Below are 13314 nucleotides of genomic sequence, written 5' to 3'. Positions count from 1 at the left end.
GAGAAGCGGCCCGGTCACCGTCACGACACGCCGAAACGGGCCGCCAACGCGTCCCGCTGCCCCCGCACGAACCCCGCGTCCACCACCGCCCCGTGACCCGGCACGTACAGCGCGTCCGCGCCGCCCAGGTCGAGCAGGCGGTCGAGGGCGGCGGGCCACTGGGACGGTACGGCGTCGGGGCCCGCCTGGGGCTCGCCGGACTCCTCGACCAGGTCGCCGCAGAACACCACCGCCGGGGAGTCGGGCAGGGCGGGGACGAGGACCGCGAGGTCGTGGGCGGTGTGGCCCGGCCCGACGTTCGCCAGCAGGACCTGCCGGCCGCCGCCCAGGTCGAGCGTCCACTCGCCGGAGACCTGGTGGTGCGGGGCGACGAGCGTGGCCGCTGCCTCGGTCGCCGTCCCCTCGGCCAGCCCGTTGCGCACCGCGTCCAGCCGCAGCTCCTCGCGCGCGTGGACGGACATCACGTCCAGGCCCACCGCGCCGAAGACCTCCGCGCCCGCGAACGCGGCCGCCCCGAAGACATGGTCGAAATGCGGATGCGTGAGCGCGAGATGGGTCACACGGTGACCGGCGAGCTCCTGCGCGCGCGTGCGCACCAGCGCGCCCTCCGCCAGGCTCGACCCCGCGTCGATCACGAGCGCCGTGCCGTCCCCGACGACCAGCCCCGCCGTGCAGTCCCAGCCGGGCAGCCGGCACCGGCCGACTCCCGGCGCCAGCCGCTCCCACCCCAGCTCTTCCCAAGTCACCGTCATACGGCGACGCTAGCTGTACGGGGTCGCTCCGCAGGCCGTCCTTGCCCGGGGAGTACCCCTCCGCCGTACACTGGCCGGGGAATGCTGGCACTCGGCTGGACAGAGTGCCAGGCGAAGTGCCCAGGGGACGAGTTCGGGAGGTGTGCGCGATGTTGAGTGAACGACGGCTCCAGGTGCTGCGCGCCATCGTCCAGGACTATGTCGGCACCGAGGAGCCGGTCGGGTCGAAGGCCCTCACCGAGCGGCACAACCTCGGCGTCTCCCCGGCGACGGTGCGCAACGACATGGCGGCCCTGGAGGACGAGGGCTTCATCGCCCAGCCGCACACCAGCGCCGGGCGCATCCCCACCGACAAGGGCTACCGGCTCTTCGTCGACAAGCTCGCCGGCGTCAAGCCGATGAGCGGCCCCGAGCGGCGCGCCATCCAGAACTTCCTGGACGGCGCCGTCGACCTCGACGACGTGGTGGCCCGCACGGTACGGCTGCTCGCGCAGCTCACCCGGCAGGTCGCCGTCGTGCAGTACCCCTCGCTGACCCGCTCGACCGTGCGCCATGTGGAGTTGCTCGCACTGGCTCCCGCACGGCTGATGCTGGTGCTGATCACGGACACCGGCCGGGTCGAGCAGCGCATGGTGGACTGTCCGGCGCCCTTCGGGGAGACCTCGCTCGCGGATCTGCGGGCGCGGCTCAACAGCACGGTCGCGGGCCGCCGGTTCTCCGACGTCCCCCGGCTCGTGGAGGACCTCCCCGACGCCTTCGACGTGGAGGACCGCGGAACGGTCTCGACGGTGCTCTCCACCCTCCTGGAGACACTCGTCGAGGAGAACGAGGAGCGGCTGGTGATCGGCGGAACGGCCAATCTCACCCGTTTCGGACATGACTTCCCCCTCACCATCCGCCCCGTTCTGGAGGCCTTGGAGGAACATGTCGTACTCCTCAAGTTGCTTGGCGAGGCAGGGGATTCGGGCATGACCGTACGCATCGGTCACGAGAACGCCTACGAGGGACTCAACTCCACTTCCGTGGTGTCGGTGGGCTACGGTTCGGGCGGCGAGGCAGTCGCCAAGCTCGGCGTGGTCGGACCGACCCGCATGGATTACCCGGGAACGATGGGAGCGGTACGCGCAGTGGCACGGTACGTCGGACAGATCCTGGCGGAGTCGTAAGTGGCCACGGACTACTACGCCGTTCTCGGCGTGCGCCGCGACGCGTCGCAGGAAGAGATCAAGAAGGCGTTCCGTCGGCTCGCGCGCGAGCTGCACCCGGACGTCAACCCGGATCCGAAGACCCAGGAGCGGTTCAAGGAGATCAACGCCGCCTACGAGGTGCTCTCGGACCCGCAGAAGAAGCAGGTCTACGACCTCGGCGGCGACCCGCTCTCGCAGGCCGGCGGCGGTGCCGGCGGCTTCGGCGCGGGCGGCTTCGGGAACTTCTCGGACATCATGGACGCGTTCTTCGGCACGGCCTCGCAGCGCGGCCCGCGCTCGCGGACCCGCCGGGGCCAGGACGCCATGATCCGGCTGGACATCGAGCTGGACGAGGCGGCCTTCGGCACCACGAAGGACATCCAGGTCGACACGGCGATCGTCTGCACCACCTGCAACGGTGAGGGCGCGGCGCCGGGGACCTCGGCCCAGACCTGTGACATGTGCCGCGGTCGCGGCGAGGTGTCCCAGGTCACCCGGTCCTTCCTGGGCCAGGTCATGACCTCGCGCCCCTGCCCGCAGTGCCAGGGCTTCGGCACGGTCGTGCCGACCCCGTGCCCGGAGTGCGCGGGCGACGGCCGGATCCGCTCCCGCCGCACGCTGACAGTCAAGATCCCGGCCGGCGTCGACAACGGCACCCGCATCCAGCTCGCGGGAGAGGGCGAGGTCGGCCCCGGCGGCGGCCCCGCCGGCGACCTGTACGTGGAGATCCACGAGCTGCCGCACGCGATGTTCCAGCGGCGCGGTGACGACCTGCACTGCACAGTGACCCTCCCGATGACCGCGGCCTCCCTCGGCACCAAGGTGCCGCTGGAGACGCTGGACGGCCTGGAGGAGGTCGACATCCGGCCCGGCACCCAGTCCGGCCAGTCGATCCCGCTGCACGGCCGGGGCGTCACGCATCTGCGTGGCGGCGGCCGGGGCGACCTCATCGTGCACGTCGAGGTCATGACCCCGAGCAAGCTGGACCCGGAACAGGAGCGCCTGCTGCGCGAACTGGCCCAGCTACGCGGCGAGGAGCGCCCCACGGGGCAGTTCCAGCCGGGGCAGCAGGGGCTGTTCTCGCGGCTGAAGGACGCGTTCAACGGTCGGTGACGTCGGCTGCGGGTGGGCTGCTGGGGGTCCGGGGGTCGTCCCCCGGGTAGGCACAGTCAGCCGGGGCAGCAAGGGCTGTTCTCGCGGTTGAAGGACGCGTTCAACGGTCGGTGACGGGCTTCCGGGGGCTTCCGCCCCCGGACTTCCCAGAGGTCGGAATCGGCCACCGGTGCCGTCAGGTGCCGTCGGCCTATGCTCTGCCGAGGCCGATTCGGACTTGTTCGGAGGACGTGACAACATGCCGTCATGTCCTCCGCACTGACCGATCTCTTCCCTCACCCGATCGTGCAGGCGCCCATGGCGGGCGGCGTCTCCGTGCCGCGGCTGGCCGCTGCCGTGTCCGAGGCCGGCGGGCTGGGGTTCCTTGCCGCCGGGTACAAGACGGCCGACGGCATGTACCAGGAGATCAAGCAGATCCGAGGGCTCACCAACCGTCCCTTCGGCGTGAACCTGTTCATGCCGCAGCCGGACAACGCCGACCCCGGCGCCGTCGAGATCTACGCCCACCAACTGGCCGGCGAGGCCGCCTGGTACGAGACCGAGCTCGGCGATCCGGACAGCGGCCGGGACGACGCCTACGACTCCAAGCTCGCGGTGCTGCTCGACAACCCGGTGCCGGTGGTCTCCTTCCACTTCGGCATCCCGAGCCGGGACGTGCTGGACGCCCTGCGCCGGGCCGGCACCTTCACCGCGGTCACCGTGACGACGCCCGAGGAGGCCTTCGCGGTGGAGCGGGCCGGCGCGGACGCGGTGATCGCGCAGGGCGTGGAGGCCGGCGGTCACCAGGGCACCCACCGGGACATCCCGGAGAACGACGGCTCCGGCATCGGCGTGCTCTCCCTGGTCGCCCAGGTCCGCGAGACCGTCACCCTGCCGATCCTCGCCGCCGGCGGCATCATGCGCGGCGGCCAGGTCGCCTCCGTCCTCGCGGCGGGCGCGAGCGCGGCCCAGCTCGGCACGGCGTTCCTCGCCACCGCCGAGTCCGGCGCCGCCGCCGTCCACAAGCAGGCGCTGACCAACCCCCTGTTCGCCCGTACGCAGCTGACCCGCGCCTTCTCCGGCCGCCCGGCCCGCGGCCTGGTCAACCGCTTCATGCGCGAGCACGGCCCGTACGCCCCCGCCGCCTACCCCCAGGTCCACCACCTCACCGCGCCGCTGCGCAAGGCCGCCGCCAAGGCCGGGGACGCGCAGGGCATGGCGCTGTGGGCGGGACAGGGCCACCGCATGGCCCGCGAACTGCCCGCGGGACAGCTGGTGGAGGTCCTCGCGGCCGAACTGGACAGTGCGCTGACAGCGTTGTCGGGCAAGGGAGGCTTCCGATGACCGCGCCGGTGTTCGTGGTCGACTCCCTGGAGGGCGTGGGCCCCGGGTCGGTCGTCGAGGTGACCGGACCCGAGGGACGGCACGCGGTCTCCGTACGACGGCTGCAGCCCGGTGAGGACGTGGTGCTGACCGACGGTCTGGGCCGGGGCGCGGCCGGCGCGGTCCTGCGCACCGAGGGCAAGGACCGTCTCCTGGTCGAGCCCTCCGACTTCCCGGTGGAACCCGAACCCACCCCCCGTATCACCGTCGTCCAGGCCCTCCCCAAGGGCGACCGCGGCGAACTGGCCGTCGAGACGATGACCGAGACCGGCGTCGACGCGATCGTCCCCTGGGCCGCCGCCCGCTGCATCACCCAGTGGAAGGGCGAGCGCGGCCTCAAGGCCCTCGCCAAGTGGCGGGCCACCGCCCGCGAGGCCGGCAAGCAGTCCCGCCGGCTGCGCTTCCCTGAGGTCGCGGACGCAGCGACGACCGCCCAGGTTGCCGCACTTCTCGCCAAAGCCGACTTCGCCGCCGTCCTGCACGAGGACCGCGCCTACCCCAGCGACCCCCTGGCCACCGCCGAACTCCCCGCCACGGGCGAGATCGTGCTGGTCGTCGGCCCCGAAGGCGGCGTCTCTCCGGAGGAGTTGGCGCGCTTCGAGGAGGCCGGCGCGAAGGCCCACCGCCTCGGGCGTAGCGTGCTGCGTACCTCGACCGCGGGCACCGCGGCGACGGCCCTGCTCCTCGGCCGCACCGGCCGCTGGTCCTGATCGACCCCCGGGGGAACCCATGGAACTCGCCCAAGTCCGCCTTCTCGTCACCGACTTCGCCGCCTGCTACCACTTCTACGCCGAAGTCCTCGGCCTCAAGCCGCAGTCGGGCGCGACCGAGGGACCGTACGAGAAGTTCAGCCCGGTCACCGGCTCGGCGGGCATCGCCCTCCAGGACCGCGCCATGATGGCTGAAGTCCTGGGCGAACTCGGCGACTCGCCCCTGGGCCACCGCTCCCTGGTCGTGCTGCGCGTGGACAACCTCGACACCTACTGCGCCCAGATCACCGAGCGCGGCGCCACCCTGCTGCGCGGCCCCGCCCCCTTCACCGACCGGATGCGCGTCGCCCATCTCAAGGACCCCGAGGGCAATCTGGTGGAACTTCAGGAGTGGCTGCTGCTGCGCGGCTGACGGTCACCGGGCGGATGTTCGGGTCCGGCAGGTTGGCCGTGTGCCTCCCAAGGTGACCGCATGCGGTCTACCGTGGTCACGTGCCAAGTGGCAGGCTGCCCTCCATGGGGGCATTGAGGCGGATTTGGCTTCGGCCGCGCGGACCGCGGGTGCTGGCCGTGGCTGGGCTCGTGGTGCTCGGCGTCGGCGGGACCGTCGGGTGTGATCCCAACGGGCTGAGCACCGCGGCGGTGGCGTACACGACCGACCAGACCGCGACCAAGGAGCTGGAGCGGAAGAACGTCGACGTCCAGTGGCTCAGCTGCACCGCCAACTACGGGAACGACAAGGCGTACACGCCCGGCAAGTCGACGCCGGAGGCGAGCGAGACGACCGTCGCCAACGTGGACTGCCAGGGCGAGACCAAGGACGGCAGGGACATCACCGTCACCGGGACGGTCACCCGCGCGGTCAACGGCTCGTGCGTACGCGGTCAGTTGGTCGCCAAGGTGGGCGGCAAGGAGTGGTTCCGGGTGAACGGCCTCGGCAACTGCAACGCCACCCCGTCCCCGGTCAAACCGCCCGCCACCTACCAGCAGCCCGGCGAACCCACGGTCACGGTGACCGTCACCCGGACGATCTACTGCCAGGGCGACCCCAGTTGCTGGCCGGTCGAGGGCAAGTGACCGGTACGGACCGTCCGTGGCCAAGTGATCCAAACCCCTGTGCCCGGTGAGCGCGACTGCATAGAGTGATCGGGTGACACAGCCCGCGGCCCACGCCTATCTCCGGTATCCGCATCCGCACGGCGACTCGGTGGCGTTCACCGCCGAGGACGATGTGTGGCTCGCACCTCTCGACGGCGGCCGGGCCTGGCGGGTCAGTGCCGACAACGTGCCGGTCAACCATCCGCGCATCTCGCCGGACGGAACGACCGTCGCCTGGACCTCCAGCCGCGACGGCGCCCCCGAGGTGCATGTCGCGCCGATCGACGGAGGCGCCGCCAAACGCCTGACGTACTGGGGGAGTTCGCGTACCCAGGTGCGCGGCTGGACCCCGGACGGCGAGGTGCTCGCGATCAGCACGCAGGGTCAGGCGAGCCTGCGCCGCAGCTGGGCGCGGGCCGTCCCGCTGGACGGCGGACCGGCCGCCACCCTGCCGTACGGGCCCGTCGGCGATGTGGCCTTCGGCCCGGCCACCGTGCTGCTGTCCGCGCCGATGGGCCGCGAGGCCGCCTGGTGGAAGCGCTACCGGGGCGGTACGGCGGGCAAGTTGTGGATCGACCCGGACGGTGACGGCGAATTCGTGCGCCTGCACGAGGAGTTGGACGGGAATCTGGAGACGCCCGTGTGGGTGGGGGACCGCCTCGCGTTCCTCTCCGACCACGAGGGCGTCGGAGCCGTGTACTCCTCCCTGGCCGACGGCTCCGACCTGCGCCGCCACACACCCGGTGGGGGAGGCTTCTACGCACGGCACTTGGCCGGCGACGGCAGTCGACTCGTCTACTCCAGCGCCGGTGAGCTGTGGATCCTCGACAGCCTCGACACCGAACCCCGACGCCTCGACATCCGGCTCGGCGGCCCGCGCGCCGACCTCCAGCCCTTCCCGGTGAACGCGTCCCGCTGGTTCGGCTCCGCCCACCCCGACCACACCGCCCGCGGCAGCGCGGTCGCCGTCCGCGGCGCCGTGCACTGGGTCACCCACCGCGCAGGCCCCGCCCGCGCCCTCGCCGCCGAACCCGGCGTACGGGCCCGGCTGCCGCGCACCTTCCGCGCCGACGGCGAGGAGCACGTCGTCTGGGTCACCGACGCCGAGGGCGACGACGCCCTGGAGTTCGCCCCCGCGACCGGCAGTGCCCCGGGCGCCACCCCGCGCCGGCTCGCCGCCGGACAGCTCGGCCGGGTCCTCGACCTCGCCGTGGCCCCCGACGGCAGCCGGGTCGCCGTCGCCGCGCACGACGGACGCGTCCTGCTCGTCGAGCGGGACAGCGGCGAGGTCCGCGAGATCGACCGCAGCGCCGACGGCAACGTGTCCGGGCTGGTCTTCTCGCCCGACTCCGGCTGGCTCGCCTGGTCCCACCCCGGCCCGCGCCCGCTGCGCCAGCTCCGGCTCGCCAACACCACCGACCTGTCGGTCACCGAGGCCACCCCGCTCCGCTTCCGCGACTACTCGCCGGTCTTCACCCTCGACGGCAAGCACCTCGCCTTCCTCTCCGCGCGCTCCTTCGACCCGGTCTACGACGAGCACGTCTTCGACCTGGCCTTCGTCGGCGGCTCCCGCCCGCACCTGATCACACTGGCCGCGACCACCCCGTCCCCCTTCGGACCGCAGCGCCACGGCCGGCCCTTCGAGACCCCGGACAAGGACGAGACGCCCGACAGCGAGGGCGCCCCCAGCACCCGTATCGACCTCGAAGGGCTCGCCGAGCGGATCGTGCCGTTCCCGGTCGAGGCCGCTCGCTACTCCACCCTGCGCGCGGCCAAGGACGGCGTGCTGTGGCTGCGCCACCCCGTGCGCGGGGTCCTCGGCGCCTCCCGGGCCACCCCGGACGACCCCGACCCGCGGACCGCGCTGGAACGGTACGACCTGGTCCAGCAGCGCATCGAGCACCTCGCCTCGGACGCCGACCACCTCACGGTCAGCGGCGACGGCAAGCGGGTCCTGCTGTGGACCGACGGCAAGCTGAAGGTCGTCCCCAGCGACCGGCGCGCCTCCGGCGACGACGACAGCGACACGAACATCACCGTCGACCTCACCCGCGTCCGCCAGACCGTCGACCCGGCCGCCGAGTGGCGCCAGATGTACGACGAGACCGGCCGCCTCATGCGGGACAACTTCTGGCGCCCCGACCTGGGCGGCGTCGACTGGGCCGGCGTCCTGGACCGCTACCGCCCCGTCCTGGACCGGGTCACCACCCACGACGACCTGGTCGACCTCCTCTGGGAGGTGCAGGGCGAGCTGGGCACCTCGCACGCCTACGTCACCTCGCGCGGCGGCCACGGCGACGGCGAACGCCAGGGCCTGCTCGGCGCCGACATCTCCCGTCACGAGGACGGCAGTTGGCGCGTCGACCGGGTCCTGCCCGCCGAGACCTCCGACCCCGACGCCCGCTCCCCGCTGGCCGCACCCGGCGTCGCGGTCCGCGCGGGCGACGCGATCGTGGCCGTGGCCGGCCGCCCCGTGGACCCGGTGACCGGCCCGGGCCCCCTCCTCGTCGGCACGGCGGGCAAACCGATCGAGCTGACGATCCTCCCGTCCGGCGGCGGTGACCAGCGCCACGCGGTCGTCGTCCCCGTCTCGGACGAAGAGCCCCTCCGCTACCACGCCTGGGTCGCCGACCGCCGCGCCTACGTCCACGAACAGTCCGGCGGCCGCCTCGGCTACCTCCACGTCCCCGACATGCAGGCCCCCGGCTGGGCCCAGATCCACCGCGACCTCCGTGTCGAGGTGGCCCGCGAGGGCCTCGTCGTCGACATCCGCGAGAACCGCGGCGGCCACACCTCCCAACTCGTCATCGAGAAGCTGGCCCGCCGCATCGTCGGCTGGGACGTCCCCCGCGGAGTCCGCCCCTACAGCTACCCCGAGGACGCCCCCCGCGGCCCCGTCGTCGCCATCGCCAACGAGTTCTCCGGCTCCGACGGCGACATCGTCAACGCCGCGATCAAGGCCCTCGGCATCGGCCCGGTCGTGGGCACCCGCACCTGGGGCGGGGTCATCGGCATCGACAGCCGCTACCGCCTGGTCGACGGCACCCTCGTCACCCAGCCCAAGTACGCGTTCTGGCTGGAGGGTTACGGGTGGGGAGTGGAAAACCACGGAGTCGACCCCGACGTCGAGGTACTGCAACGCCCCCAGGACTGGGCAGCGGGCAGGGACCCCCAGTTGGACGAGGCGATCCGCTTGGCCCTTGAGTCCCTGGAGAACAGCCCGTCGAAAACCCCACCCAACTTGCCCACCTAGGGGCGCGGAGCTGTATCGATGTGCGGCTCCGCCGCGTGGGCGCGACCAGCCACAACGCACCCGCCCCCGACAACGCTACGATGCCCCATATTCGATCAATCTGTACGAGGAGCGGCCACATGCCAGGGGACCCTCAAGACGACTGTCTGTTCTGCAAGATCGTCGCAGGACACATCCCGGCCACCATCGTCCGTGAGACTCAGACCACCGTCGCGTTCAGGGACATCAACCCCCAGGCCCCCACCCACGTGCTGGTCATCCCCAAGGCGCACTACGCGAACGCCGCCGAACTGGCCACCGCCGCACCGGAACTCGCCGCTGACGTACTCCGCGAAACCCAGGCCGTGGCCGCCGAGGACAAGCTGGACAGCTACCGCACCGTCTTCAACACCGGTGCGGGCGTGGGCCAGACCGTCTTCCACGCCCACGCCCATGTACTCGGAGGCCGCGGCCTCACGTGGCCCCCTGGATAAACCGCCATGTCCGTACGCGAACTGGTGGTCCTCGGCACAGCCAGCCAGGTCCCCACCCGCCACCGCAACCACAACGGCTACCTCCTGCGCTGGGACTCCGAAGGCATCCTCTTCGACCCCGGCGAGGGCACCCAGCGTCAGATGCTCCGCGCGGGCGTCGCCGCGCACGACCTCAACCGGATCTGCGTGACGCACTTCCACGGCGACCACTCCCTCGGCCTCGCCGGCGTCATCCAGCGCATCAACCTGGACCGGGTCCCGCACGAGATCACCGCGCACTACCCGCGCTCGGGCCGGCACTTCTTCGACCGCCTGCGCTATTCCACCGCCTACCGCGAGACCGTCGGCATTACGGAGGCCCCCGTGGACGCGGACGGCGTGTTCGTCACCACGCCCTCCTACACACTGGAAGCCCGGAAGCTCTCCCACCCCGTCGAGTCCTACGGCTACCGCCTCACCGAACCCGACGGCCGCCGCATGCTCCCCGACCGCCTCGCCGCGCACGGCATCAAGGGCCCGGACGTGGGCCGTATCCAGCGCGAGGGATCAGTCGACGGCGTCTCCCTCGCCGACGTCAGCGAACCGCGCCGCGGACAGCGTTTCGCGTTCGTCATGGACACCCGTCTGTGCAACGGAGTCCACGCCCTCGCGGAGGGCTGCGACATGCTGGTCATCGAGTCGACGTTCCTCGACGAGGACGAGCAACTCGCCGTGGACCACGGCCACTTGACCGTCGGACAGGCGGCGAGGGTGGCGCGGGACGCCGGCGTACGGCATCTGGTCCTCACCCACTTCAGCCAGCGCTACTCCGACCCCGACGAGTTCGAGCGCCAGGCACGGGCCGCGGGCTACGAGGGGGAGCTGACCGTGGCGCACGATCTACTGAGGGTGCCGGTTCCGAAACGGCGGTAAAACACCCGTACGATACTTCGATGCCTCTCCCCAAAGCCGAACTGCACCTGCACATCGAAGGCACCCTGGAGCCCGAGCTCGCTTTCGCCCTCGCCGCCCGCAACGGCGTCGAACTGCCCTACGCGGACACGGAAGAGCTCCGCAAGGCGTACCTCTTCGACGACCTCCAGACATTCCTGAATCTCTATTACGAGCTGATGGCCGTCCTGCGCACCGAGCGGGACTTCGAGGACCTGGCGAACGCCTATTTCTCCCGGGCCGCCGCGCAGGGCGTACGGCACGCGGAGATCTTCTTCGACCCGCAGGCGCACCTCGCGCGGGGCGTGGACATGGGCACGGTGGTGGAGGGCCTGTGGCGGGCGCTGGGGAGCAGCGAGACCGATCACGGCGTCTCCACGAAGCTCATCCTGTGCTTCCTGCGCGACCAGTCCGCCGAGTCGGCCATGGAGACGCTGGAGGCCGCGAAGCCGTACCTCGACCGGATCGTCGGGATCGGCCTCGACTCGGCCGAGGTCGGCCACCCGCCGGTGAAGTTCCGCGAGGTCTACGAGGCCGCCGCGGCCCTCGGTCTACGACGGGTCGCGCACGCCGGTGAGGAGGGCCCGCCGGAGTACATCACCGAGGCCCTGGACGTCCTCGGCGTCGAGCGGATCGACCACGGGCTGCGCTGCATGGAGGACGCGGAGCTGGTGGCCCGGCTGGTCCGGGACCGCGTCCCTCTGACCCTGTGCCCGCTGTCCAACGTCCGCTTGCGCGCGGTGAATGTACTCGCCGAACATCCCCTCCCCGCCATGCTGGACGCGGGTCTGCTCTGCACGGTCAACTCCGACGACCCCGCCTACTTCGGCGGCTACGCGGGCGACAACTTCGACGCGGTGCGCTCGGCGCTGGGCCTGAGCGACGACCGGTTGCGCGAACTGGCCCGCAACTCGTTCGTCGCGTCCTTCCTGGAGGACGACGAGGAGTTGCGGGCGCGGTATCTCGCTGAAGTCGACGCGTACGAGTTCTAGGCGGCCGGTGTCGTGTCGTAGGTGTGCGGCGCGGGATTCTCCACCGGGATCTCCATGACGGCGCTCTCCATGACGGCGCTCTCCACGACATGGCTCTCCATGACAGGGATCTCGACGACCGACACCTGCCTCCCGCCGAAGCGCAGCGCCACCGCGGTCATCGGTACGGCGATCACCAGCAGCCCGAGCGCCAGGATCACCCCCATCGTCGGGAACCCGGCCCGCGCGGCCAGCACGCTTCCCGCCAGCGGGCCCGCCGCCGTCCCGAGCGAGGACGCCGAGCCGACCAGGACGGCCCAGCGGCCGCGCGGGTCGAGGCAGGCGGCGAGGCCGATGACGTACGAGAGGACGACCGGGTAGAGCAGGTTCCAGGCGATCTCGCCGGTCGCGAAGGTCGTGAGGTCGGTCGCGGACGCGCTCAGCAGGACGCAGAGCGCGATGACGGCCGTACCGGCGCCGATGGGCAGCGCGCGGCCCAGGCGCGGGCCGAGGGCGCCCGCGACCGTGACGCCGAACAGGCCCGCGCCGAGCGCCACCGCGAAGACCGCGCCGACGGTGGTCTCCGTCAACCGCGCCTGGTCCAGGCCGATCCGGCCGCTGACGCCCCACAGGGAGTTCTGCACGAGGGACCAGCAGGGCATGGTGACGGCGAGGAGGAGTCCGGCGCGGAAGTGGGGGAGACGGCTGCCGTCGAGTACCGCGTGGGTGGTCGCCGTGCGGAGAGGGAGGCGGCCGGTGAGCGGCCAGACCAGCAGTGCCGTGAGGGCGATCGCGGCGAGCGGCTGGCCGTGGCCCGGGCCGAGATGCGGGACGGTCAGATAGACCGCGCCGGCGAGCGCGGAGACCCCGAGCAGGCCGACCGTGGTGGTGCGGTGCGGGTCGGGCTGCGCGGCGATGCCGGTGGCGGCGACCGTGGTGGCCGTGCCGGAGCCGAAGCCGCCGACCAACGCGCCTACGACGACGGCGGGGACGGCTGTGGTGAGGGCGGCGGTGCCGTAGCCGAGGACGGCGAGGGCGAGGCCGATACGGGCGAGGGCGCGGGGGCCGACGCGGTCGACGCGGGCGGCCAGGACGAAGCCGGCGGCGGCCGAGCTCAGCAGCAGCGCGCTGCCGAGGGCGCCGGCCTGCGTGGCGCTCAGCGGCAGCCCGGAGTCCAGGCGGCCGACGGTGGTCGGGAGGAGGTAGGGGGCGAGGTACCCGGCCGTGAAAAGGGCGACGAGGGGCCAGGCGATGGTGCGGGGGGCGAACACGGGCGTTCCCAGGGCATGCGAAAGAAGCGGCTCGAGAAGGGGGTGGGGCGCAGGCCGTCGACGGACAGGAACGCGCGAGGAATTTGTATCAAGCACGCGGTTGCGGAAAGAAGCCCGGGATGTGTGATGTGGCGCACGTTGCGTTTGGGGTGGGGGAGGTCGGGAAGCGGAACGCGTCGCCGAGGTGAACCCAG

Annotated in this window: 12 protein-coding genes; 10 read left to right on the top strand and 2 right to left on the bottom strand. The window is 72.1% G+C overall.

The window, feature by feature from the left end; genetic code table 11:
- Positions 1-20: 20 nt before the first annotated feature.
- Positions 21-752 carry an MBL fold metallo-hydrolase gene (locus tag ACIQI8_RS14295; RefSeq protein WP_402349001.1) on the bottom strand — a complete coding sequence of 244 codons (732 nt, stop codon included), beginning with the start codon at positions 750-752 and terminating at the stop codon, positions 21-23.
- A 149-nt stretch (positions 753-901) separates the two neighbouring features.
- Between ACIQI8_RS14295 and hrcA the strand changes: the two genes are divergently transcribed.
- The 10 genes from hrcA (at position 902) to ACIQI8_RS14245 (ending at position 11870) form a co-directional block, all read left to right on the top strand.
- Positions 902-1918, top strand: coding sequence for a heat-inducible transcriptional repressor HrcA (gene hrcA, locus ACIQI8_RS14290; RefSeq protein ID WP_401720902.1), 1017 nt, complete (start codon positions 902-904; stop codon positions 1916-1918).
- Positions 1919-3052 carry a molecular chaperone DnaJ gene (gene dnaJ, locus ACIQI8_RS14285; protein WP_402348998.1) on the top strand — a complete coding sequence of 378 codons (1134 nt, stop codon included), beginning with the start codon at positions 1919-1921 and terminating at the stop codon, positions 3050-3052. It abuts the gene before it with no gap.
- Positions 3053-3298: 246 nt separating this feature from the next.
- Positions 3299-4375 (top strand): nitronate monooxygenase, encoded by a 1077-nt coding sequence (locus ACIQI8_RS14280; RefSeq protein ID WP_402348995.1) that lies wholly within the window; start codon positions 3299-3301, stop codon positions 4373-4375.
- Positions 4372-5124 carry a 16S rRNA (uracil(1498)-N(3))-methyltransferase gene (locus ACIQI8_RS14275; RefSeq protein WP_402348992.1) on the top strand — a complete coding sequence of 251 codons (753 nt, stop codon included), beginning with the start codon at positions 4372-4374 and terminating at the stop codon, positions 5122-5124. Before ACIQI8_RS14280 ends, ACIQI8_RS14275 begins: the two co-directional genes overlap by 4 nt.
- A 19-nt stretch (positions 5125-5143) precedes the next feature.
- Positions 5144-5536, top strand: coding sequence for a VOC family protein (locus ACIQI8_RS14270; protein ID WP_402348989.1), 393 nt, complete (start codon positions 5144-5146; stop codon positions 5534-5536).
- 104 nt (positions 5537-5640) lie between these two features.
- Positions 5641-6201 (top strand): hypothetical protein, encoded by a 561-nt coding sequence (locus ACIQI8_RS14265; protein WP_402348986.1) that lies wholly within the window; start codon positions 5641-5643, stop codon positions 6199-6201.
- A 73-nt stretch (positions 6202-6274) separates the two neighbouring features.
- Entirely contained in the window at positions 6275-9475 is a 3201-nt protein-coding gene (locus ACIQI8_RS14260) for a S41 family peptidase (protein WP_402348983.1), read from the top strand.
- 119 nt (positions 9476-9594) lie between these two features.
- A complete protein-coding gene (locus tag ACIQI8_RS14255; protein WP_402348980.1) occupies positions 9595-9948 on the top strand; it encodes a histidine triad nucleotide-binding protein in 354 nt (117 codons plus the stop codon).
- Between the two features lie 6 nt (positions 9949-9954).
- Positions 9955-10860 (top strand): ribonuclease Z, encoded by a 906-nt coding sequence (locus ACIQI8_RS14250; RefSeq protein ID WP_402348977.1) that lies wholly within the window; start codon positions 9955-9957, stop codon positions 10858-10860.
- A 20-nt stretch (positions 10861-10880) separates the two neighbouring features.
- Positions 10881-11870 (top strand): adenosine deaminase, encoded by a 990-nt coding sequence (locus tag ACIQI8_RS14245; protein WP_402348974.1) that lies wholly within the window; start codon positions 10881-10883, stop codon positions 11868-11870.
- Here ACIQI8_RS14245 and ACIQI8_RS14240 read toward each other — a convergent pair.
- A complete protein-coding gene (locus ACIQI8_RS14240) occupies positions 11867-13120 on the bottom strand; it encodes an MFS transporter (RefSeq protein WP_402348971.1) in 1254 nt (417 codons plus the stop codon). The genes ACIQI8_RS14245 and ACIQI8_RS14240 overlap by 4 nt on opposite strands.
- Positions 13121-13314: the final 194 nt, after the last annotated feature.

Origin of the sequence: Streptomyces sp. NPDC092369 (assembly GCF_044755245.1) — a bacterium.
Taxonomy (GTDB): domain Bacteria; phylum Actinomycetota; class Actinomycetes; order Streptomycetales; family Streptomycetaceae; genus Streptomyces.
The sequence above is the reverse complement of the archived record's forward strand: the minus strand, read 5'-3'. Positions and strand labels throughout refer to the sequence as shown.

Coding starts and splice junctions, on each gene's coding strand:
- ACIQI8_RS14275 (WP_402348992.1), top strand. CDS start 4,372: ATGACCGCGCCGGTGTTCGTGGTCGACTCCCTGGAGGGCGTGGGCCCC.
- ACIQI8_RS14280 (WP_402348995.1), top strand. CDS start 3,299: ATGTCCTCCGCACTGACCGATCTCTTCCCTCACCCGATCGTGCAGGCG.
- ACIQI8_RS14265 (WP_402348986.1), top strand. CDS start 5,641: ATGGGGGCATTGAGGCGGATTTGGCTTCGGCCGCGCGGACCGCGGGTG.
- ACIQI8_RS14250 (WP_402348977.1), top strand. CDS start 9,955: ATGTCCGTACGCGAACTGGTGGTCCTCGGCACAGCCAGCCAGGTCCCC.
- hrcA (WP_401720902.1), top strand. CDS start 902: ATGTTGAGTGAACGACGGCTCCAGGTGCTGCGCGCCATCGTCCAGGAC.
- ACIQI8_RS14255 (WP_402348980.1), top strand. CDS start 9,595: ATGCCAGGGGACCCTCAAGACGACTGTCTGTTCTGCAAGATCGTCGCA.
- ACIQI8_RS14270 (WP_402348989.1), top strand. CDS start 5,144: ATGGAACTCGCCCAAGTCCGCCTTCTCGTCACCGACTTCGCCGCCTGC.
- ACIQI8_RS14295 (WP_402349001.1), bottom strand. CDS start 752: ATGACGGTGACTTGGGAAGAGCTGGGGTGGGAGCGGCTGGCGCCGGGA.
- ACIQI8_RS14245 (WP_402348974.1), top strand. CDS start 10,881: ATGCCTCTCCCCAAAGCCGAACTGCACCTGCACATCGAAGGCACCCTG.